The sequence below is a fragment of the Planctomyces sp. SH-PL62 genome (assembly GCF_001610895.1).
Lineage (GTDB): Bacteria > Planctomycetota > Planctomycetia > Isosphaerales > Isosphaeraceae > Paludisphaera.
In genome coordinates, this window is sequence record NZ_CP011273.1 from 5,800,476 (window position 1) to 5,821,529 (window position 21,054).

General features: G+C 72.2%; 18 protein-coding genes. 2 read left to right on the plus strand and 16 right to left on the minus strand.

Annotated features, from left to right (window positions below):
• Positions 1-444: 444 nt before the first annotated feature.
• From VT85_RS29765 to nusB, 13 genes are all read right to left on the minus strand, one after another.
• Entirely contained in the window at positions 445-1,578 is a 1,134-nt protein-coding gene (locus VT85_RS29765; RefSeq protein ID WP_197490945.1) for a hypothetical protein, read from the minus strand.
• On the minus strand, positions 1,575-3,842 hold the full coding sequence (locus VT85_RS22735) for a flagellar biosynthesis protein FlhA (protein WP_068420283.1): 2,268 nt from the start codon (positions 3,840-3,842) through the stop codon (positions 1,575-1,577). The genes VT85_RS29765 and VT85_RS22735 overlap by 4 nt, the downstream gene beginning before the upstream one ends.
• 257 nt (positions 3,843-4,099) lie before the next feature.
• The gene (locus VT85_RS22740; protein ID WP_068420284.1) at positions 4,100-4,291 is read right to left on the minus strand and encodes a hypothetical protein; all 192 of its coding nucleotides are present in this window, start codon (positions 4,289-4,291) and stop codon (positions 4,100-4,102) included.
• Positions 4,288-5,130, minus strand: a complete 843-nt coding sequence (locus VT85_RS22745) for an EscU/YscU/HrcU family type III secretion system export apparatus switch protein (RefSeq protein WP_082858816.1) — start codon at positions 5,128-5,130, stop codon at positions 4,288-4,290. Before VT85_RS22745 ends, VT85_RS22740 begins: the two co-directional genes overlap by 4 nt.
• Positions 5,131-5,150: 20 nt before the next feature.
• On the minus strand, positions 5,151-5,918 hold the full coding sequence (locus VT85_RS22750; RefSeq protein WP_068420286.1) for a flagellar biosynthetic protein FliR: 768 nt from the start codon (positions 5,916-5,918) through the stop codon (positions 5,151-5,153).
• A gap of 25 nt (positions 5,919-5,943) precedes the next feature.
• Positions 5,944-6,204, minus strand: a complete 261-nt coding sequence (locus VT85_RS22755; RefSeq protein ID WP_231871540.1) for a flagellar biosynthetic protein FliQ — start codon at positions 6,202-6,204, stop codon at positions 5,944-5,946.
• Between the two features lie 24 nt (positions 6,205-6,228).
• Complete coding sequence (locus tag VT85_RS22760) at positions 6,229-7,128, minus strand: flagellar type III secretion system pore protein FliP (RefSeq protein ID WP_068420287.1); 900 nt, start codon at positions 7,126-7,128, stop codon at positions 6,229-6,231.
• Positions 7,125-7,613: a flagellar biosynthetic protein FliO gene (locus VT85_RS22765; protein WP_068420288.1), complete on the minus strand. Its 489-nt coding sequence runs from the start codon at positions 7,611-7,613 to the stop codon at positions 7,125-7,127. Before VT85_RS22765 ends, VT85_RS22760 begins: the two co-directional genes overlap by 4 nt.
• Positions 7,614-7,669: 56 nt before the next feature.
• Positions 7,670-8,314, minus strand: coding sequence for a FliG C-terminal domain-containing protein (locus VT85_RS22770; protein ID WP_082858817.1), 645 nt, complete (start codon positions 8,312-8,314; stop codon positions 7,670-7,672).
• Entirely contained in the window at positions 8,311-9,825 is a 1,515-nt protein-coding gene (locus VT85_RS22775) for a hypothetical protein (RefSeq protein WP_068420289.1), read from the minus strand. The genes VT85_RS22770 and VT85_RS22775 overlap by 4 nt, the downstream gene beginning before the upstream one ends.
• Before the next feature lie 171 nt (positions 9,826-9,996).
• Positions 9,997-10,902 carry a signal recognition particle-docking protein FtsY gene (ftsY, locus tag VT85_RS22780; RefSeq protein WP_068420290.1) on the minus strand — a complete coding sequence of 302 codons (906 nt, stop codon included), beginning with the start codon at positions 10,900-10,902 and terminating at the stop codon, positions 9,997-9,999.
• 88 nt (positions 10,903-10,990) lie between these two features.
• Positions 10,991-11,833 (minus strand): PHP domain-containing protein, encoded by an 843-nt coding sequence (locus tag VT85_RS22785; RefSeq protein ID WP_068420291.1) that lies wholly within the window; start codon positions 11,831-11,833, stop codon positions 10,991-10,993.
• Positions 11,830-12,360, minus strand: a complete 531-nt coding sequence (gene nusB / locus VT85_RS27050; RefSeq protein ID WP_197490946.1) for a transcription antitermination factor NusB — start codon at positions 12,358-12,360, stop codon at positions 11,830-11,832. Before nusB ends, VT85_RS22785 begins: the two co-directional genes overlap by 4 nt.
• Positions 12,361-12,720: 360 nt before the next feature.
• Here nusB and rsmH point away from each other — a divergent pair, with 360 nt between their 5' ends.
• On the plus strand, positions 12,721-13,698 hold the full coding sequence (gene rsmH, locus VT85_RS22795; protein WP_197490947.1) for a 16S rRNA (cytosine(1402)-N(4))-methyltransferase RsmH: 978 nt from the start codon (positions 12,721-12,723) through the stop codon (positions 13,696-13,698).
• Positions 13,650-15,929 (plus strand): LysM peptidoglycan-binding domain-containing protein, encoded by a 2,280-nt coding sequence (locus tag VT85_RS22800; protein ID WP_068420292.1) that lies wholly within the window; start codon positions 13,650-13,652, stop codon positions 15,927-15,929. Before rsmH ends, VT85_RS22800 begins: the two co-directional genes overlap by 49 nt.
• Before the next feature lie 608 nt (positions 15,930-16,537).
• On the opposite strand, the gene VT85_RS22805 is transcribed toward VT85_RS22800, so the two are convergent.
• The 3 genes from VT85_RS22805 to VT85_RS22815 all read right to left on the minus strand — a co-directional run bounded on the left by VT85_RS22805 (position 16,538) and on the right by VT85_RS22815 (position 20,792).
• Positions 16,538-18,100, minus strand: coding sequence for a Mur ligase family protein (locus VT85_RS22805; RefSeq protein ID WP_068420293.1), 1,563 nt, complete (start codon positions 18,098-18,100; stop codon positions 16,538-16,540).
• Between the two features lie 310 nt (positions 18,101-18,410).
• Positions 18,411-19,094: a hypothetical protein gene (locus VT85_RS22810; RefSeq protein WP_068420294.1), complete on the minus strand. Its 684-nt coding sequence runs from the start codon at positions 19,092-19,094 to the stop codon at positions 18,411-18,413.
• Between the two features lie 144 nt (positions 19,095-19,238).
• Entirely contained in the window at positions 19,239-20,792 is a 1,554-nt protein-coding gene (locus VT85_RS22815; protein WP_068420295.1) for a glycosyltransferase family 87 protein, read from the minus strand.
• Positions 20,793-21,054: the final 262 nt, after the last annotated feature.

Genomic DNA, 21,054 nt, shown 5'->3' on the forward strand with positions numbered 1-21,054 from the left:
ATCGGGGTCGTCGCCCCTGTCCCCTCGCCATTCAAGGAACTCGATCCTCATTACTCATCGGACGATCCGGCCATTCGTCTTGAGCCTTGCCATCCGAAGAATCCGAACAACCCGCGCGATCAAACCAACCCCGCCCATCCCTGGGTGTGGGGAGGCCCCGTCGCGGCGGTCACCCCGCGTTCCGGGGGGTCCCGCGTCCGCCCCGAGGGGCCTGTCCCGAGAGCCATCCGGCCCGAACGGACGCGTCCCGGAGCCCGGGGGCTTCGCGGTCGGCGTCGATGCGGGGGGACGCGGGTGCGGAGGTCATCCGCTCCCAGTCCCTCTGGGCTCGAACCAGTCGTCTCAGGCTCTCGGCTTGGTCGTTCATGGAACGCCTCCGTGGGGACGCGGCGGAAAGGGACGAGGCACTCGGCGATCGGTCTCGGTCTCGGTCTCGGGCTCGATTCATGCGATCGACTCCTCGCCCAGGATCAGGCGGGCGAGCCGGTCGCGGGCCGCGAGTTCGAGGTCGTCGGGGACGGCCTGGCCGGTCGTCAGATAGGCGACCGGTCGGTCGGCGCGACCCAAAACCGCGAGCAAGGGCCCCAGAGTCTCGGCTTCGTCGAGCTTGGTCAAGATCAAGCGGTCGGGACGGGCCGGAGCGAAGAGGTCGGCCGCGGCGCGCAGGCCGCGGGGCGAGGTCGACGCCGACAGGACCAGATGGACCTCGTCCGGCCGAAGACGCCCCAGCAGGTCGCCCAGCTCGCGGATCCGGTCCTGGTCGCGAGGGCTCCGCCCGGCGGTGTCCACGAGGACCACGTCCACCGCGCCAAGGTCGTCCAGGGCGCGTCGGGCGGCGTCGGGATCGTCGGCGACGGCCAGCGGCAGGTCGATGATGTCGGCGTAGGTCCGAAGTTGTTCCACGGCGGCGATCCGGTAGGCGTCCACCGTGAGGAGGCCGACCTTCACGCCCTGACGGAGCTTGAGCGAGGCGGCGAGCTTGGCGAGGGTCGTCGTCTTGCCGACGCCCGTCGGCCCGACCAGCGCCACGACCCGCCGCGTCCCGGAGACCGCCCGGATCGGCGGCGCGACGGCCAGGGCGTCTTCCAGGGCTCGCCGGACGGCCGCCAGGGCCGCGGCGGGGGTCGCCAGGTCCTCCGGCGCCGAGCCGCTCGCGGCCTCGCGGACGAGGGCCCGCGCCGACGGCTCCGGCGCGTCGGCCTCCAGAAGTCGGGCGTAGGCCGAGGCCAGTTCGCGGGGGAGGTCGGGCGACCACTGCTCCATGAGGCCGCGTCGGCTGAGCGCGCCGACCATCGCGTGGACCCGGCCCAGGTCGCCCCGCAAGCCGCGCGGCGGCCTGGCGGCGGCGGGGGCCGCGAGCCATTCCGAGGACGGCGACGAGGCGTCGACCTCGACCGTCGAGTCGGCGGACAGGCCGAAGAGCCGTCGGCGGCGGACCTCGCGGGCGGCGAGGATCACGGCGTCGCCGCCGAGGTCCCGGCGCACCCGCGCCAGCGCTTCCCGCATCGTCCGGCCTCGATAGGTCCTGGCGTCCACGGCCCCTTCCATCCCCCGCATTGCGGGCCTCTCGACGCTCATGCGAACGCCTCGGTCGTCGCGAACGTCACCGGATCGACCGCGGGCTCGGCCGCCTCGGAGTCCTCGGCGGGCTCCTCGACGATCGTCCCCAGGACCTCGACGGGCGTGTCGCGGGGGATCTCGCGCTGGCTGAGGACGACCAGCCGGGGCAGGTCGGCCCGGGTCAGGTCCTTGAGCACGGCGCGGGCCGGGGCCGAGGTCAGGACGATCGGCGGCAGGCCGACCTCGATCAGGGCGCCCACGCCTTGCGCCACGGCGCGGAGGATGCTGCGGACGGTCTCGTCGCCCAGGGCTTCCGAGGGATGGGCCTCGGACTGGCCCGCCACGATCGAGAGCCGGGAGTTGAGGTCCTGCGAGAGCGTGACCACGCGGATCCGGCCGTCGCCCGAGCGGTGGCTCTCGGTGATCTGGCGCGCCAGGCTCTGGCGGGTCAGCTCGGTCAGCGGCTCGACGTCCGTGGTCTTGCCGGCGTGGACCGCCAGCGTCTCGAGGATCGTCTCCAGGTCGCGGATGCTCACCTGTTCGCGCAAGAGATTCTGCAAGAGCCGCTGAAGTTCGCCCGGCCTGAGCAGCCCGGGGACGACCTCGCCGGCGAGCGTGGGGGCCGTGGCCCGGACGCGGTCGAGCAGGCGTTCGATCTGGTCGCGGGTGAGCAGCTCGTCGGCGTGGCTGCGGACGATCTCGCCGAAGTGGGCGGCGACGACGGCCGACGCCTCCAGGATCTTGCAGCCGGCCAGCTCGGCGACCTCGCGGCCCTCGGCGTGGATCCAGACGGCCGCCTCGCCCGTGGCCGGGTCGACGGCCTCACGGCCTTCGGGACGCTCGGCCAGGCCCGCCGGCGGGATCGCCAGCAGGCGCCCGGCGTAGGCCGTCCCGCCGCCGACGATGGTCCCACGGATCTTCACCCGGTATTCGTGCGCGGAGAGCCCGATCTCGTCGTGGATGCGGACCTGGGGGACGATCAATCCCAGCTCGCGGGCGACGTTCTGGCGGACGGTCCGAAGCCGCTCCAGCAGGTTCCCGCCCCGGGTCGAGTCGGCCAGGCTGATGAGTCGATAGCCGATCTCCAGCTCCAGCAGGTCGACGTGCAGGAGGTTCTCCATGTCGTCGGAGGCCGGGTCGCCGGAGACGCGGAGGGGCTCGGCGTGCGGGGCCTGGGGGGAAGGGTTCGGCCGGGTCGTCGTCGGTTCGGCGGAGCCCGCTTCCTCGACCCGGATCGGCGTCCGCTTCGGGGGCGAGGTCGGCCGTGCTTCGGGCTCGGCCTCGTCCCGTTCGTAAGGGGACGCGTCCCGCAGCCGATAGGCCCGCCAGCCGAGGACGCCCGACAGGACCAGGAGCGGCAGCTTGGGGAGCGGCGTGAGGGCCAGCAGGCCGAGGAAGACCGACGAGACGCCCAGCACGCTGGGATTCCGCGTGAGCTGGCCGACGACGTCGCGGCCGATGTCGCTGGCCGAGGACGACCGCGTGACGATCAGGCCCGCCGCCAGCGAGATCAGGAACGCCGGGATCTGGCTCACCAGCCCGTCGCCGATCGTCAGCTTGGTGAAGACCTCCACGGCCTCGACCGGCCGCATGTCGTGCTGGACCACGCCGATGAACAGGCCGCCGGCGATGTTGACCATCAGGATGATCACGCCCGCCACGGCGTCGCCCCGGACGAACTTGCCGGCGCCGTCCATCGCCCCGAAGAAGTCGGCCTGGCGATAGACCTCGTCGCGACGGGCGTGCGCCTGATGCTGGTCGATCAGCCCGGCGTGGAGGTCGGAGTCGATGGCCATCTGGCGGCCGGGGAGGCCGTCGAGCATGAACCGCGCGGCGACCTCGCTGATCCGCGTGGCCCCCTTCGTGATGACGACGAACTGGATCACGACGAGGATCGCGAAGAGGATCGCGCCGACGAGCACCTGGTCGCCGGCGACGAACTCGCCGAAGGCCCGGATGACCGAGCCGGCCGCGTCGACGCCGTGCTCGCCGCCCCGCGTCAGGATCAGTCGGGTGGTGGCCACGTTGAGGACCAGCCGGGTCAGCGTGGTCGTCAGCAGGATCGTCGGGAAGGCGCTGAACTCCTGCGGCGATCGGATCGCCAGCGTCGTCAGCAGCACCAGGACGGCGAGCGTCAGGTTGGCCGACAGGAGGAGGTCGAGCAGCTCCGGGGAGACCGGCACGACGAAGACCAGGACCGCCCCGACGATGGTGATCGGCAGGACGAGTCCCGAGGCGGTTCGCCACGCGGCGGCGGCACGATCCGATGTCGACGGAGGCATTCCATTCCACTCCCAACGGACCGAACGACGTACGCCCCACGACGCCGGCGCGGAGAGCGATCTTCGCCCCGCGCCATCCCGCCGAAACCTCCCGGCCATCCTCGCCGGCCGCCCCTCGCAATCGAAGGGAGGGCGACCCGTCGAGCCTTGTCCCGATGGGCCCGAATCGGCCCACGTGATGTGTGCGGGGACAATACTTCGATCGCCCCGGATTGTCCAGGGCGAATGACGCTCCGGCCGGGGTTTCGGCGGCCGGATCAGGCGATCGGCCAGGCCTCGCGAAGCTGGGCGAGAAGGAGGGGATCGGCGATCGCCGTTCGGGGCGCGGAAGCGTCCGGCCGCGACGCGATCCGCAAGGCCAGCTGCGCCGCCTCGCGTTGCGGGAGCTTCGACCGGACGGCCGCCTGGCGGATCGAGGCGGCCGTCGCGCCCCTCGCGACGACCCTCACGAACACCTTGCGCGGCGGCGGGCCCCCGCGAGCACGACGACGAGCCCGGCGTCGCCGAGCAGGGCGAGCGAGGAGCCGTCCAGCAGCTCGGGCGTGCCGTCGCGAAACGCCTGGGCGAGCCGCCGACGCGAGGCGCGGACCTTCGGGTCCCCCTCGATCGTCCGCAGGTCCTCGCGATGCTCCTCCGGGGTCGTCCTCAGCATGGCCTCGAACCGGGCGGACCGAAGGCCGTAATCCACCAGCCCCACGGCGAGCATCGCGCCTGCCAGGGCCCACGCGGGGGTTGTGAGGATCGCGAACGCGGCCCGCGCGGCCTCGGGGAACTCCAGGAAGCTCAGCCCCTGCAAGGCTCCCCACCGCGAGCGAACGCCCCAGGCCGCCACGACCGCCAGGATCATCGCCTTCACGACCGACCAGACGCTCCGCTCCAGCTTCGCGACGAAGCCCCCGTCCCGTCCCACCCGCCACAGCCGCGAGAGATCGGGCGTGATGAGGGCCGGAGCCCAGAGCCCGCGGACCTGGAACTGGTGGCCCGCGAACGCGCCGAGGGCGAACCCGCCCACCACCACGCCGACCGGCAAGGCCACGCCCAGCATCGCGTCTCGCACGATCCGGGCCAGGTCGAACGGGTCCGAAAGTCGGGCGACGGGGCCGATCAACGGCGACCGCACGAGGTCGACGAGCGCCCCGGTCAGCCGGGTCTCCATCCCGGCCAGCAGCGCGACCGCCACGAGCCAGCCGGCCGCGGCGGTCAGCTCCGGGCTGTGCGCCGCCTGGCCCTGCTCGCGGGCGAGCTGGCGACGCATCGGTGAAGCGGGCTGCGTGCGATCCTCCGACATCGATCCCGTTCCTCCCTCGCTCAGAAGGCGCCGCGAGCCCAGTCGAGCCAGGCGGCGTCCAGGCAGGCCGCCAGCGCGGCGAGCCCCGCCATCACGAGCAAGACGCCCAGCAGCGCGCGGATCGGCAGCGAGAGCGCCATCAGCGGCACGCTCGGCGCGAGCCGGCCGAGCCATCCCAGGGCCACCCCCGCCGTCGCCAGCGCGACCGCCGGCGGCGCGGCGGCGTGGACCGCCAGCTTGAGCGCCTCGGCCGCCTGCGCGAAAATCCCCTGGATCGTGGCCCGCTCGAAGACCAGCCGACCGGCCGGGACCGCGCGGAAGCTCTGGAGCAAGGCCTCGACCATCACCAGCGGCCCGTCGACCGCCAGGAACGCGACGATCGCGAGCAGGCCGTAAAGATGCCCGAGCGCCGTCAGCTCCTCGCCCGTCTCGGGGTCGAACAGCGACGCCGTCGACATCCCCGCCTGCGCCGCGACGAGGTCGCCCGCCTGCTTCGCCCCCGCGACCACCAGCGACGCCGACAGCCCGAGCAGGCCGCCGACCAGAAGCTCGTTGACCACCAGCCAGGCCAGTCCGTAAGGCGAGGTCGGCGCGCCGACCAGCGGCGCGGCGAGGGGGATCATCCAGGCCCCCAGGATCAGGGCCAGGACGATGCGGAACCGCCAGTCGATCCCCGGCGCGGCCAGCACCGGCGCCGTGAAGCAGACCCCCGCCGCCCTCGCCGCGATCAGGGCGCAGGCCGCCCCGTTCGCGGTGAGCCAGCCGACGTCGAACGGTAGGTCGGTCATCTCGGCGCCGCCCTTCGCATCCAGATCAAAGCATATCCGGGATCGAGCCGATGAGGTCGACCGTGAAGTCGATCCAGCGGGCCGCGAGCCAGGGGAGCAGCACCAACGTCGCGACCACCACCGCCGCGAGGCGGGGGACCAACCCGACGACCGGCTCGTTCAATTGGGTCAAGGTCTGGAGGACGTTCACCGCCAGCCCGACCACCATCGCCGCCGCGAGCAGCGGGCCCCCCAGCATCAGCGAGAGCCTAAGCGCCTCGCGCGTCCAGTCGATCGCCTGGTCCATGTCCACGCGGAGCCCCCCTCCCACCTAAGCCGAAAATCCGGCGAGCAGCATGTCGGCCACGAGCAGCCAGCCGTCGGCCAGCACGAAGACGATCAGCTTCACGGGCGTCGAAACCAGGGTCGGCGGCAGCATGAACAGCCCCATCGCCGCCAGCACCGCCGAGACCACGAGGTCGATCACCAGGAACGGAAGATAGAGCATGAACCCGATCTTCAGGGCCGTCGTCAGCTCGCTCAGGATGTACGCCGGGGCGACCACGCCGATGGCGAAGTCCTCCGGGCGTTCCGGCTGCTCCGCGCCCGGCGTGCCGCCGCGCGAGCGCTCGTGGAGCGTCGTCAAGTAATCCTGATGTTCGGTCATGACGATCTGGTCGACCATGAACGTCTTGATGGGGATCGACCCCGCGTTCCAGGCGTCGACCGCGCCCGCCCGGCCCGCCATGTACGGCTCGACCGCGTCGGCGTAGACCCGTTCGGCGACCGGCCGCATGATCAGGGCGCTGAGCAGCAACGCCAGCGCGGTCAGGACCTGATTGCCGGGGACCTGGGGGCTCCCCAGGGCCTGCCGAAGCAGGATCAGGACGATGTTGATCCGCACGAACGGCGTGATCATGAGCAGGGCGACGGGCGCCAGCGAGACCGCGCCGAACAGCACCACCGACTGCACCGTGCGGGCCGCGCCCGACACGTCCACCGCCGCGTCCGGCCGCGGCGCGGGCTTCGCGGCGTCCGATTCGGGGGCCGCATCGACGACCACCGCGGGCTCGTTGAGCCGCGAGACGGCCGCGGACTTGCGCACGGCGCTCGTCGGCGTCTGCGCCTGCGACCGCCCCGCCAGGACCGGCGAGAGCATGACCAACAGCGCCACGACGCTCGCCATCGGGAGGACGAGGAGTTTGCGGTCTTCCCTCCGCGTCCCGCTCATGATTCGTCTCCGATCCGCACGTCGAAGCGTCTTTGCGCGGGGACCGGTCGATGCGAAGCGGAGGGCGAGGCGTCCTCGACGGCCTCGTCGTCAAGCTCGCCGAGGAGCGTGGGTGCGCCCTGGGGGCCGGCGCCGATCAGCAGCGTCCGGCCGCCGGCGCGGACGGCGAAGACGGCGTGTTTGGGCGGCAGCGCGACTCGGCCGACGACCTGGAGCTTGATCGAGGGGCCGCCCGCGCCCTGACGTCGCGCGGCGATGCAGACCACTCCGGCCCCGCCCAGGACCAGCAGCATGAAGGCCGTCCCCAGCCACCAGCCCTGCGACCCGGTCGCCAGCGACGACGCCCGCGCCCGCTTGCTCGCGACCGTCGGCCGCGAAGCCTTCGCCGCGTCGGCCGCGGGGGCGGAAGCGTCCTGCGCCGAGGCGGCCAGGGTCGCCGCCAGCAGCAGCGCGGGGACCAGGAGGGCGATCTTGGCTCTTGCCATGCGAGAGTCCTTCGTGAGTCGCGGGTGCGGTTCGGCGGGGGTCGGCCGGGCGGGGGTCAGACCAGGACTTCCTCGCGACCGCTGGGGTCGGGCAGGTCGATCACGCCCTGGTCGTAGAGGATGCGGATCCGCTCCGAGACCTCGACCTGCGCGACCTCGGTGTCGGAGAGCCGGAACGGGCCGAGGTTCTCCAGATAGCGCTGGAGCATCTGACCGGCCGAGGCGTTCAGGGCGCCGAGCACCTTGGCCCGCAGCGGGGGGGCCGATCCGGCGAGGGCCAGGGCCCAGGCCTCGGCGTCCTCGGCGCGAAAGGCGGCGCGGATCTCGCGGTCGTCCATGCGGAGGAGGTCTTCGAAGACGAAGCAGAGCCGCCGCAGGCCGAGGCTGAGGAACTCCTCCAGGACGACGGCCTGCTCGGCCGGGTCGACCCGATCCATCCGGGCGATCTCCCAGGTGACCGCGTCGACGGCGTCCCGATCGAGATGGGCGAGCATCTGGGTGGATAGCGACTGCTCCAGGCTCACCAGGACGATCGCCGCCTTGCGGAGCGGGGGGATCGCGGCGACCGACGGGGCGTCGGACGGCGAATCTTCGGCCGCGAGGGGGTCGGCCCCCGCGCCGAGGTCGCCGCGCGGGAACTCGGCGCCGGATTGGGGGCGGTGGGCCGCTCGGGCGGACGTGGACGAGGTCGACGCATTCATGACCTTCCCCCCCCCTGGCTCGTCCAGCGATTCAGCACGCTGAACGCGGTCTCGGGATTGCGGCGGACGAATTCGAGCACCCGTTCGGTCGGCGCCGGCGCGCCCGCCGCGCCTCGGTGATATCGCAGATCGCCTCGCGACGGCGAGGCCCGTCGGGCCGGCGGGCGGCTGCCGAAGAGCCAGGTGCCAAAGGCCACCAGCGAGGCGGCGGCGGCCCCCGCCGCGCCCGCCATCGCCCAGTCGCGAGCCGACCGCCGCGACGACGCCGCGACGCTCGCCGGCGTGTGCTCGGGGGGCATCCCGTCGAGCAAAAGCTCGACGAGCGTCGGCTCCCAGTCGACCGGATCGGCCTCGGGGACGACCAACTCGACGGTGTCGCGTATCAGCGCCTCGGTGCGGTCCTTCAGGGCGAGGTGCTCGTCCTGCGAGGCGTGGCCGCCGTCGGGCATGAGGCCGGCGTTGAAATAGTAGCTTCGCGGCACGAGCACCCGGACCCGGCCCCGGCCTCGGGCCGGCTCGGGGGCCTCGGCGACCGCGACGGTTTCGGCGGCGGGAGGCAGGTCGTCCGGCTCCAGTTCCATGGCGCGATTGAGGCCGACGGCCAGCCCCGCCTCCAGCGGCGATGCGGTCCCGGGGCGTCGCCGCGCGGCGGTTTCGGTCGCGCGGGGCTCGGGAGGAGCGGGCGGGTCCTCGATCTTCACGTCGACCCGCGCGCCCTTGATCCAGTCCAGCTTGTCGAGGATGCGGCGGCTCAGGTCTTCCTCGCGGGCCCGGTTGTTCGAGAGCGCGGTGAGGGCCGGGTTGTCGGCGTCGCGGTAGAGGCGGCCCTCGTCGTCGACGACGGTGAACGATTGCCGGGTCAGGCCGGGCTCGGCCGCGGTGAGGATCGAGGCGATCGACTCGACGGTGGCGGAAGGAAGCTCGCGGGTCTGTTCGGTGCGGACTCGCACCAGGGCCGTGGTCCGGGTCGTCGGCCGCAGCACGCCGCGCTGGCGTTCGCGGCTGATCCAGACGAAGGAGCTTTCGACCCCCGGCAGGTCGTCGATCATCGATTCGAAGACCTTGGCCCGCTCGCGCTGGGAGCGTTCCTCCTTGTCGCGAGGGGATTCCCAGAAGGACGAGGCGGCGGCGCCCTCGCGCAGCTCGTCGAGCGAGCGCGGGCCGAGGTCGAGCTTGGCGACGATCGCGGCGGCGGCTTCGGCCGATCGGCCGGCGACGCTCACGCGGCGGTCGTCCACCTTGTAGTCGATGTTCTGGGAGAGGAGCGCCCGCTCGACCTTGTCGAGGTCGTCCTGGCGGAAGGGCCGTCCCGAGGCGAGGTAGGCGCGCTCGGCCGGGGCGATCGACCAGGCGGCCAGGCAGCCGGCGACGGCGAGGCCGCCGGCCATCAGGGCCAGCAGCGCGAACCGCGCGGGTGCGGACCGTCCGGCCGTCGCCTTGCGGGTGCCATCGAGCCAGGAGCGGAGACGGGCCGGCGTCTTGCCGAGAGCGTCGAAGCGGAAGGTCGCCATCCATCCTCCACGGATCCGCCCCCGACGCGAGAGTCGCGCGGCGGCTCCGCCCATCCTTGGGCTTGGGGCGCCGAGCGCGTCACGGGGCGACCGTGTTATCCACATTCCGCCCGATCTGTCAATCGCGGGCGGGCCGTCCGGCCGGGTCGGCGACGGCCAGAGGGGGACGGCTCAGGAGAAGAGCGACTCGACGAACGCGTCGGCGTCGAAGGGCTGGAAGTCCTCGATCCCCTCGCCGACGCCCAGGAACTTGACCGGGAGCTTCATGGCCTGCCGCACGGCGACCACGACGCCCCCCTTGGCGGTGCCGTCGAGCTTGGTCAGGATGACGCCCGTGCAGCCGATGCTCTTGGTGAAAACCTCGGCCTGACGGATGGCGTTCTGGCCGTTGGTGCCGTCCAGGACCAGCAAAACCTCGTGCGGCGCGCCGGGGATCTGACGCTGGACGACCGACTTGATCTTCTCCAGCTCGCGCATCAGGTGGGTCTGGGTGTGGAGCCGACCGGCGGTGTCGACGATCAGGATCTCGCTGCCGCGTGCCAGGGCGCGCTGGCAGGCGTCGTGGGCGACGCTCGCCGGATCGGCCCCCGGGGCCCCCCGGACGATCTCGCAGCCGGCGCGTTCGGCCCAGATCGAGAGCTGGTCGGCCGCCGCGGCGCGGAAGGTGTCGCACGCGGCCAGGACCACGCTCTTGCCCTGGTCGCGGTGCCGCTGCGCCAGCTTGGCGATCGAGGTCGTCTTGCCCGAACCGTTGACGCCGGCGACGAGGTAGACGCTCGGCTTCCGGGCCGCGACCGTGAGCGTCTCCGGGCTGTCGTCGCGGAGCAGTTCCTTGAGCTGCTGCTTGACGAACGCCACGAGGTTCTCGTCGGCCGTCTGGTCGGCGAACGCCTCGCGCACGGAGTCGATGATCCGCGAGGTCGCCGTCACGCCGACGTCGGCCTGGATCAGCCGCCCTTCCAGCTCGTCCAGGAACGCCTGGTCCACCTTCCGGCCGAACCACGACCGGACGTTGAACAGTTGCGCCGTCTTCGCCAGACCCTTCTTGAACCGCTCCAGGATCCCTTTGATCGCCATGTCCGCCCTTCGTCTCCCTCGAAATTTCCTACCGCAGCCCGCGGGCGCGACCCGCGCAGATACGACGTATTCTAGCATGTCGAGCCCGTCAGGCCGTAGCCGGGTCCGACGTCCCCGTCGCGCGTCGGCGGAGCCGTTCGAGATCGGCGTCGGGGGTGGTCGTGGCGCCGACGCGGCGGCCGGGACGGTCGGGGGCGTGGAAGTCGGAGCCGGCGGTGGGGACGAGATCGAGCAACTCGGCCCAGTCGCGGAAGCGGCGGCCGACGCGGTTCTGGACGCCCGGTCCGGCCGTCTCGACGGCCCCGAGCCCGGCCTCGGCGAGCGTCCGCAGCGAGTCGAACTTGAGATTGTAGGGCGGGTGCGCCCACGAGACGACGCCGCCGGCCCGGCGCACCAGGGCGATCGCCTCGAAGGCGTCGAGCCGGGCCTTCTCGACGCAGGCGGGCCGGCCGTCGGCGAGGTAGAGGTCGAAGGCCTCGCGGACGGTCTCCGTCTGCTTCGTCCGAAAGAGGTATTCGGCCAGGTGCCGCCGCCCCAGGACGGCCCTGGGGAAGCAGCGGCGGACGGCCGTCAGATCGACGATCAGGTCGAGTTCGTTCAGCTTGTCGGCCATCTCGGCGAACCGTCCGACCCGCTCCGTGCGGAGGCGGTCGACGGCGGCCAGCAGGTCGGGATGGTCGTGGAAGAAGTACCCCAGGAGGTGAACCTCCCGGCCCTGATACTCGCAGGTCAGCTCGACGCCGGGGACCAGCTCCACGCCCAGCCGGGCGGCCTCGTCGCGGGCGGGCGGCAGGGCGGAGACCGTGTCGTGGTCGGTGATCGCCAGGGCGGCGAGCCCGACCTGCGCCGCGGCGACGACGACTTCTCTCGGGGAGCAGGCGCCGTCGGAGTGCGTGGTGTGGATGTGCAGGTCGGCGTCGCGGCGGTTCACGCGGCGGGGCCTTCCCCGATGGGAGCCGGCGGGGCGACCTCGGCCTCGGCGGCGGCCGGGGATTCGACCGCGACGTCGGGATCGGCCTCGCTCCCAGCCTCGGCGTCCGAGCGGGGGGCGGGGTCCTGGAGCTGGAGCACCTTGTCGAGGATGCCGTTGACGAACCGGCTGGACTGGGCGGTGCTGTACCGCTTGGCCAGTTCCAGGGCCTCGTTGATGGCGACCTTGGCGGGGACCTCGGGGTGGTGGAGGATCTCGAAGGCGCCGAGGCGGAGGATGTTGCGGTCGATGGCGGCCATGCGGTCGAGCCGCCAGTTCTCCGCGACCTGCTTGATCGCGTCGTCGATCTGGGGCTGGTTCCCCCGCACCCCCTCGATGAGTCCGGTGGTGAACTCGACGAGCGGTCGGTCGCGCAGGAGCCGGCGATCGATGAATCGACGGACGTCGGTCGTCATGACGCCCGAGTTCTGCTCAAGCTGATAAAGCACCTGGAGGGCGACTTCGCGCCCTCGGGAACGTCGGGTCATGATGCACTCGCTTCGGCCTCGTCGGCCGCGATCAGACAGCTCGGCTTCGCCGTCCCTGGTCCACATCTCGTCTCGCGACGGCGCCGCTCGACCCTGGCCCGATCATAGCGTTTCGCGCCCCCCGGCGGAAAGACCAGTGCCCGTGGCGGCGTCGGGGGCCGGTCGGCCGGAACTTGGGCTCAAGGGGCGCCCCTGCGCCGACGATCGTTATGATAGAGGAATGAGGAGGGATCGTCCGGCCCGGTCGGACGCCCGTCGGGGCGTCGGGGTTGACAGGATCGGACGGTTGGGTAGATTCCGGCGCTCCATCCCGGCGACGGGGTGGCGTCGTCAATTTCAACGGAAACGAGCGTTCAGGCCGTGTCACGCGAGGAGTCGCCGGGCGGAATCGGGCCGGAACCGGAGCGGAGGCCGCGGGCCGTCCATCGCCCCGTCCTGATCGACGAGGTGCTCGAATGGCTCGCCCCGCGCGAGGGTTCGATCCTCGTGGACGGGACGGCCGGGGCCGGCGGTCACACGTCGGCGATGGCCCGCCTGGTCGGCGCATCGGGGCGGGTCGTCGGCTTCGACCGCGACGTCGAGATGCTGGAGCTGGCCAAAGCGGCCTGCGCCGGCCTGCCGGTCGATCTGGTCCACGCGCCCTACAGCGCGATGAGACGGGGGCTGGCCGGGCTGGGGATCGTCGCGGGGAAAGTCGACGGCGTGCTGCTCGACCTGGGGCTCTCGTCCGACCAGCTCGCCTGGCGGCATCGCGGGTTCAGCTTCGGGGCCGACGGGCCGCTCGACATGCGGTTCGACTCCGGTTCCGACGCCCCCACCGCCGCCGAGCTGCTCGCGGAGCTGTCGGCCGAGGATCTGGCCAAGGCGTTTTTCGAGTTCGGGGAGGAACGGTTCAGTCGCCGGATCGCCCGGCAGATCGTCGAAACGAGGCGAGCCGAGCCCCTGAAGACCACGGGCCAGCTCGCCGAGCTGGTCCGCCGCTGCATCCCGGGCCGCCTGCGGCACGGCCCGATCGACCCGGCGACCCGCGTCTTCCAGGGCCTCCGAATCCTGGTCAACGACGAGTTGGAGCACCTCGACGCGATCCTGACGGAGTTGCCCGAAATCCTCGCCCCGGGCGGGCGAGCCGCGATCATCAGCTTCCACTCGCTGGAAGACCGTCGCGTGAAATGGGCGTTTCGCAATGATCCGAGGTGGACCGTCCTGACCAAGAAACCCGTCACCGCGACGGCCGAGGAAACGGCCGTCAACCCCCGCGCCCGCAGCGCCAAACTAAGGGTGGCCGAACGATGGTCGAACCAGGAACCTACCCCGACCCCGACGAGCCCCAGGCCCTGACGCCCGACGCGGTCGCCTACCCCCCCGACGCCTTCGAATCCGACGGCGCCCCGACCGCGACGGACCACGAAGCTCACGTCCATCAAGCGATCGACGACGGATCGGAAGGGCCGACCGGCGCGATCGCGGACGCGGTCGCGGTCGACGATGCGGAAGCGAGCCCGGAAGCCGACGGCCCCTCGGCCCCCGGCGCGGCGGCGAAGCTCCTGGGCGCGGTCGGGACGGTCGGCGCGGCCTGCTGGCGTGGGGCCTCGGCGGCGGCGGTCGGCGGCTTGGGCCTGGCCTGGGCGTATCCCCGCGCCTCGGCCGCGTCGGGCCTGTCGGTGCTCGTGCTCCTCGGCGTCCTGTCGCTGAAGTCCGGCAAGTCGCCGACCCTGGACCTTCCCGGCCCCGAGGCGCCCCCCGCCGCGACGACCAAGGGCGATCCGGTCGTCCCGCCGGCCGACGACCCGGAGACGATCGCGGCGACCCCCCCGGAGGCGGAGGACGATGCCACGCCCGCACCGGCCCCCAGCCCGGCCGCCGCGCCGGAGGCCGTCGCCGACCTGCCCGCGCCCGCCCCCGCGACCGACGACCTGAAGCGGACGAGCGGTCGCGACGACATGGACTTCCCCGCCCTGCCCCCCATGAACGACCACGAGCCCGACTTCCCGGTCGCGGCCGATCTGGACGACGCCCCCGCGCCCAACGCCTCGCTCATGCTCGCCAGCGCCGGCTTCAAGCCCGAGGACGATCTCCCGGCGCCCGCGCCCGCGCCCGCTCCAGCCCCGGAGCCGGAGCACCAGGACGCCGCCCCCGCGCCCGCCCCGGCCCCGGCCCCGGTCGCCGAGCCCACGGCGGAGGCCGAACCGGCACCGGCTCCGGCTCCTGCTGCGGAGACCGCCCCCGCGCCCGCTCCCCCGACCGAACCGGCCCCCTCGCCGCCGGTGAACCTCGCGCCGACGCCGCCAGAGACCGCGCCCGTGCAGCCGGAGATCGCGCCGGCGCAACCAGTGACCGCGACGCCCACGCCGGAGCCCACGACGCCCACGCCGGAGCCGGAACCGCTCCCCGCACCGACGCCACCCTCGACGACCCCTGCGGCGGGGCTCGGCAGCTTTGACCTCCCGCCGATGGTCGACGCCGCGGCGGCGCCCCCTCCGGTCGAGCCCGCCGCGACTCCTGCGGTCGACGTCGCGCCGATCGACAAGCCCGCCGCGTCGGTCCCGGCCCCGGTTCCGGTCCCCGTCCCTTTGCCGAGTCCCGCGGTTTCCGCCCCGGCGGCCCCTACCGAGGTCCCCCCGTTGCGGACGATTCCCGACCCCACGCCCCTCGCCGAGCCGAAACGGGGCGCGAACGCCGGTGACCGCGCGACCGAGCGGCCCCCCGGCGATTGGGTGCCGATCAGGCACAGCCCCGGTGAGCCGCAGATCGATCCGGGGGTCATGGACCTGACCGACGACGAGTTCGACATGCGGACCGGTCGGCCGACCGCCGACCTGTTGGGCGAGCGTCGGCCGTTCGAACCCGAAGAGCCGATCCGGTTCGTCTCCGAGGCGGGCCGCACGACGGCCCCCGCGCCGACCGCCGCCGCGACGACGGCCTCAGCGGCAGTCGCGGCCAGACGCGACGAGGGCCGGATGGACACCGTGCTCCACAAGGTTCAGCCCGGCGAGAATTTCTGGACGATCTCGCGGACCCATTACGCCTCGGGCCGCTACTATCGGGCGCTCGGCAAGGCCAACTCCGACCAGTTCCAGCGTCTGGAAGACCTGTACGTCGGGGCCGTCATCCGGATCCCGCCCCCCGAAGACCTCGACACCGCGTTCATCGATCCGCCCGGCGGCCGTTCCGCCCGCGACCAGGACCCAGCCGCGCCCGAGATCTCCCAGGTGAAGACCGCGCTCCCCGGCGGCGCGACCTCCGTTCGACGCTCCAGCCGGCACGACGGCGAGCTTAATCTCCCCGTCTCCGACCCGTCGACCGAGCGCGTCGCCGACCGCGACGACCGCGATCGCCGCCGCACCTCTCCGCGCGAGGACCTGGAAGCGCCGGCGATCGCCACGCGCAACGCCGCCCCCCAGCCGGTCCACAAGGTCCGCGCCCGCGAGACCCTCCGCTCGATCGCTCGGGACCGCCTCGGCGACTCCCGCCGCGCCCCCGAGATCCTCGACCTCAACCGCGACGTCATCGACGACCCGGTTCACCTCGTCGTCGGCCAGCTCCTGTACCTCCCCGACGACGCGGAGTGACGAGACGATCCGTCGAACCGTTCCACGCGGCTCGCCAGGACGCCCGTCGCGGGCACGACTCGTCCCCGGCGGTTCTCTGACGACCCCCGAGGAAAGGCCCCTTCGAGCCGGTCGATCCTGACCATCACGGATTTTCTGGGCCTCATCACGTCCTTCCCCCCTCGCGGGGGCAGGTGGCCCGAAGCGCCGGATGAGGGGGAAGACGAGCACGAGAATCCGTCGGCGCGACATCCGGCCGCCCCGCGAAATCCGACGGCTTTCCGGCTCGTCACCCCCTCATCTGACCCCTCAGGGGGTCTGTCTTCCCCCGCGAGGGGAAGACCGTGATTGAGCACGATAACCGTCGGCGTTTCGTGCGGCAGGATCGCGAACTCCGACGGTTCTCGTACTCGTCTGCCCCCGATCGGGTCTGTCTTGCCCCGCGAGGGGGGAGAGACCGTTACGAGACCCCATAATCCGTGACGATCAGGATTTATCGAAGAGGGGCATCGCACGCGATGGGCTCTCGACCGAGCACCGTGTCGGAGCGAACGAAGACGGCCGGAGCGCCTTGGGGGGCGTCCGGCCGTCGGTCGGGTGGGTTTTGGAGGGTCGTCGCGGAGTCGGGCTCAGGCGGATCGCCAGGCCGTGTGGCGGGCGCGACGGCCGACGAGGGCGCGACGGGCGACGGCGAAGTCGTCGAAGGGGGCGACGCGGTCGGCGAAGATCTGGTAGCCGTTGCGGCCCTTGCCGGCGATCAACACGGCGTCGCCGCGTCGGGCGTCGGAAACGGCGGCCTCGATGGCGCGTCGGCGGTCGGGCTCGACGTGGACCTTGCCCGGCCGGCGGAAGCCGCCGAGGACGTCGTCGAGGACCTGATCGGGATCTTCGGAGCGAGGGTTGCCCAGGGTCAGGACGACGCGGTCGGCGACGGACTCGGCGACGTGCGACAGGGCGCGACGGGTGGCGCGGTCCTGGCCCCCCTCGGCGCTGAGCACGAGGTGCAGACGGCCGGCGGAGACGGACTTCAGGGCGGCGAGGGCCTGCGCCAGGGGGGCCGCGGTCAGGGCGCCGTCGATCCGAACGTCGAAGTCCTGGCCCTCGTCCACCGCTTCCAGGTGGTTCGCCACGCAGGCCACGCTTTCCAGGCCCGCCACCACGGCGTCGGCGTCGATGTGCAGCGACCAGGCGAGCGCGGCGGCGGCCAGGGCGTGGCTGACGTGCCGGACGCCGACCAGTCGCAGATCGACGGGCCGGACGCGATCGAAGCCCTGGAGCAGGAAGCGCGAGCCCGAGGAGTCGACGCGCTGGACCGCCGCCGAGACGTCGACCCGACCGGGTCGTTCGAGGCCGAAGCTGACGCGGCGGGCGTCCAGGTTCAGGCCGCCGAGGAGTTCGGCGTCCGGGTCGTCGTCGTTGACGATCGCCGCGCCCCCGGGGGCGATCTTGCGGAACAGGCGGGCCTTCGCCCGACGACGGCGCAGGGCCTCGTCGACGGGGGTGCCCGGCGGCAGGGCCAGGTCGGTCGCGACGGCCGCCTGGAAGGTCACGCCTTCGAGACGGCGGGACTCCAGGGCCTCGGCGCCGACCTCGATCACGCCGGCCTCGCACTGCTGCTCGACCATGTACGAGAGGATCGACGCCAGCCCGGCCGCACCGCCGGGCCAGGCCCCGTTGGGCTCGGTCCCGGCCTCCGCGAGCCCCGCGCCCAACGGCCGGGAGACGACGCCGTCGGACCAGCCGGAGCCGCCGACCAGGCCGCACCGCACGCCGGCGGCGTTGAGGATCGCGCGGGCCATCTGGCCGACGACCGTCTTGCCGTAGACGCCCGTGACGCCCAGGGTCGCGAGGCGGGCCGACGGATCGCCGGCGAGCGCCTGGCAAAGCCGCGAGTGGGCCGCGCGAGCGTCGTCGACGACCACCTGGAGCCGCCCGGCGTCGGGGATCTCGCGCTCGACCACGATCCCCGCCGCGCCCCGGTCGAGCGCCTCGCGGACGTGGCCGTGGCCGTCGTAGCGGGCGTCGCGGACCGCGACGAACACCTGGCCCGGATCGAGCCGGCGATGGTCGACGGCGCAGCCGGTGACCTCCCAATCGGCGCATCCCACGAATCGAGCCTCCGGGAGCAGCCTCCTGAGGCTGACCGAGGGGATCCCTCGCTGCGGTAGACGATCGACGAACCAGCGTGCCATGGGCATCGCCTCCTTGCCTTGCCAGCCTGTTTCCCCGCACCCCCCGCAACCGGCCCGCGGCGTCATCCTTGTACAGCCCGCGAAACCGGGGTCGGCATCATTGCAAGCCGCCCGCGCCTTCATCCCGCAAGGCGCTTTTCAGACGCCTTGCTTCCCGAAGCCTCGATCCAGCACGGCCCGTTGCGGGCCGCCGTCGACATGGAGGGTGCATCACCAGCAGGTCGCGGCATTCTTGGCGAAGCCTCGAAAAAAGGCAATGCCAAGACGCCCGGAAAGCCGATACGAATCGATTGCGCCACGCTGCACCGACTCAGTCCGTCGGGACGTCGATCGCCTCCATCGCGCGGAGGTCCTCGGGGGAAGGCCGACGATGCGTCCGCAGCAGCCAGTCGCCCCCCATCAACAGGTTGAAATTGAACCGCGGATAGACGTGGTGCAGGTAGTGGTGGCGGGCCACGGCGCGGAAGTACGAGGTGCGCAGCAGGCACGCGACCGGCCGTGGCGCCCGCCGCAGGGCCTCGCGATGCGGCAGGTGCAGATACGGGTGGACGAACATCGACAGCAGCGGCGCCGCCAGGGGCGCCGGCAGGGCCGCCAGCGCGGCGCATGGGCCGATCGCCCAGTACAGTCCCGGGACCAACGGCCAGACCGCCGCGCCGAAGGTGAGGAAGGCGCGCACGCCGACCGTCAGGCCGTAGCGCTCACGCTCGATCAACGGATCGCCCCGACGCCCGATGACCGCGTCGACACGGGCCTTGTCGGCCTCGTCCAGAAACTGCGTCACGTGATCCCGCGCGAACGTCAGCCCGTGATGGACGACCGCGTGGCGGTAATGGGCGCGGAGGAGGAATCCGCAAAGCCGGGGATGTCGCGCCCAGAAACGGCGCCGACGCGCGCCCGCATGGCCGACGACCCGATGCTGAATCGACTCCGCGAGGGTCGCCGCAAGGTACGACGCCCCCAGCCCGACCGCGATCTGGACCCAGGCGTTCATTCCCGCGGCCTCGCCACGATGTGGATGAATCAACCCACGCGCGGCCTCGCGCACGGCGAGCTATTATGGCGGGAAATCCGGGCCCACAAAGAAGATTCCGGAGAATTTTCGTCCAAAACGTGCAGACCGCCCCGCCGATCGCGATCAGGCGGGGGACGCATCCATGACGATGCCGGCGACGGCGGCCTCGGCTCGACGGATCTGGTGGAGCTTCCAGCCGAGGGTCAGCACCAGCAGCGCCGCGGGGACGAAGAGGTTGCCGTAGGCCTGGGCGTACAGGGGGAACGCGACCGCCGTGGCCGGGCCGAGGAGGATCGCGGCGAGCCAGGCGCGTTCCAGGGTCCGACGTCGGGGGTCGGACGCGGGATGTTCCAGGGCCTCGTTCAAGGCGACGGTCATCGGATAGATGAGCCACACGAACGCATAATTGAATGACAACGGCGAGAACATGACGATCAGGAGGGTCACGAGCGCGAATTCGATCGCGTCGGTCCGGGGCGTGCGGTCCCGCTCGCGAGGCAGGACGGCCAGCGTGAAGAGGCCCAACCCGGCCATGCCGGCGAGCGTCGCGAGCGTGACGGCCCGGAAGTCCCACGACGCGACATTCACCCGCCACGCCTTCTTGAGATCGTCGTCGATCCCCTCGAAGGCCGCCGCGATGGCCGACGAGCCCTGCGGCGGCCCTTCCAGGATCGCCTTGAGGTCGATCGAACCGTCCTCGCGCCCCCCTTCGGGAGCCCCCATCTTGCGGTCGCGACGGATCTTGCCGATGCGTTTCGCCAGGACGGCCTCGCCGTCGGCCGGCACGTCGCGCAGCAGGCGATGGGCCATCGCCATGATCGACTGGTTCTTGTAGCTGTAGGACCGGAAGGGACGCTGGGCGATCCCCTGCTTGTTGTAGGTGAACAGCATTCCGCCGGCCCAGACCTCCACGTCGCGCACGGCCTGCGCGGGGGTGCGGAACGCCAGGGGGACCACCAGAAGCCAGGCCGCCAGCGCGACGACCGTCGCGGCCGAGGCCCGCCATCGGCGGCGGTAGACGAAATAGCCCAGCGCCAGGATCGGGAACGCCTTGATCGCCGCCCCCGTCGCCACCAGCGTCCCCGCCCAGACGTCCTTCCCCTTCTGAAGACAGGCGAACGCGCCGAGCAGCAGGGTCAGCAGCGCCAGGTTCGGCTGGCCGAGTAAATACGTGTTGTGGATCAAGGCCACGATGACGAGCGAAGGGACCAGGTAGAGGAGCGGATTGCGCCCCTTCGCCCCGCCGCCGGTCGCCAGGCGTACCGAGAGGACCACGGCGCCCAGCCAGGCCGCGGAATGCACGAGCACCAGCAGCACGACCGTCGCATAAGGGCCCAGATAGCTGACGTATCCGAGCAGGGCGGCGGCCGAGGGCGGATACATGAACGGGAAGAGCCGGTTTGAATCCGGGTCGGGATAGACTTCCAACCCGCCGCGCACGGCGGCGCCCACCTGATACCAGAGGCTGTAGTCCTTGTTCGGCTCACCCCGGAACAGGTTGATCAGCGGGGGTGCCGAGAACACGACCATCAGGACGGCCATGAGCCCCAGCAACCGGCGATCCCAGGCCCGGAGCGACACGCCGCCGGCCGGCGTCCTCGCGTCGTCCGCGTCGCGACGGCGGCCGGAGGCCCCGTCCAGACCGTCCCTGGAGTCGGATTCGTCGGGGTGCGCCATGGTCCGAGGTGTCTCCCGCAGTCGACGCGGGCCACGCCGCGCGACGCGGAGCCGCCGGAGTCGACCCGTCCGTGAGAAGAATTCCATCCAGAAACAGGGGCGGATCCTAATCCACGCCCCGGATTCCGAGAACGCCAATCCGGCGAAAGGGCGTCCCCCGCCGCCAGGGCGGAACCGCCAAGAATGGCCATGACCACTTGCCGCCATGATTGGGCGCATGTTACGATCCGACCGCCGGATTGGGAGCGAGGTCGAGGCGAGT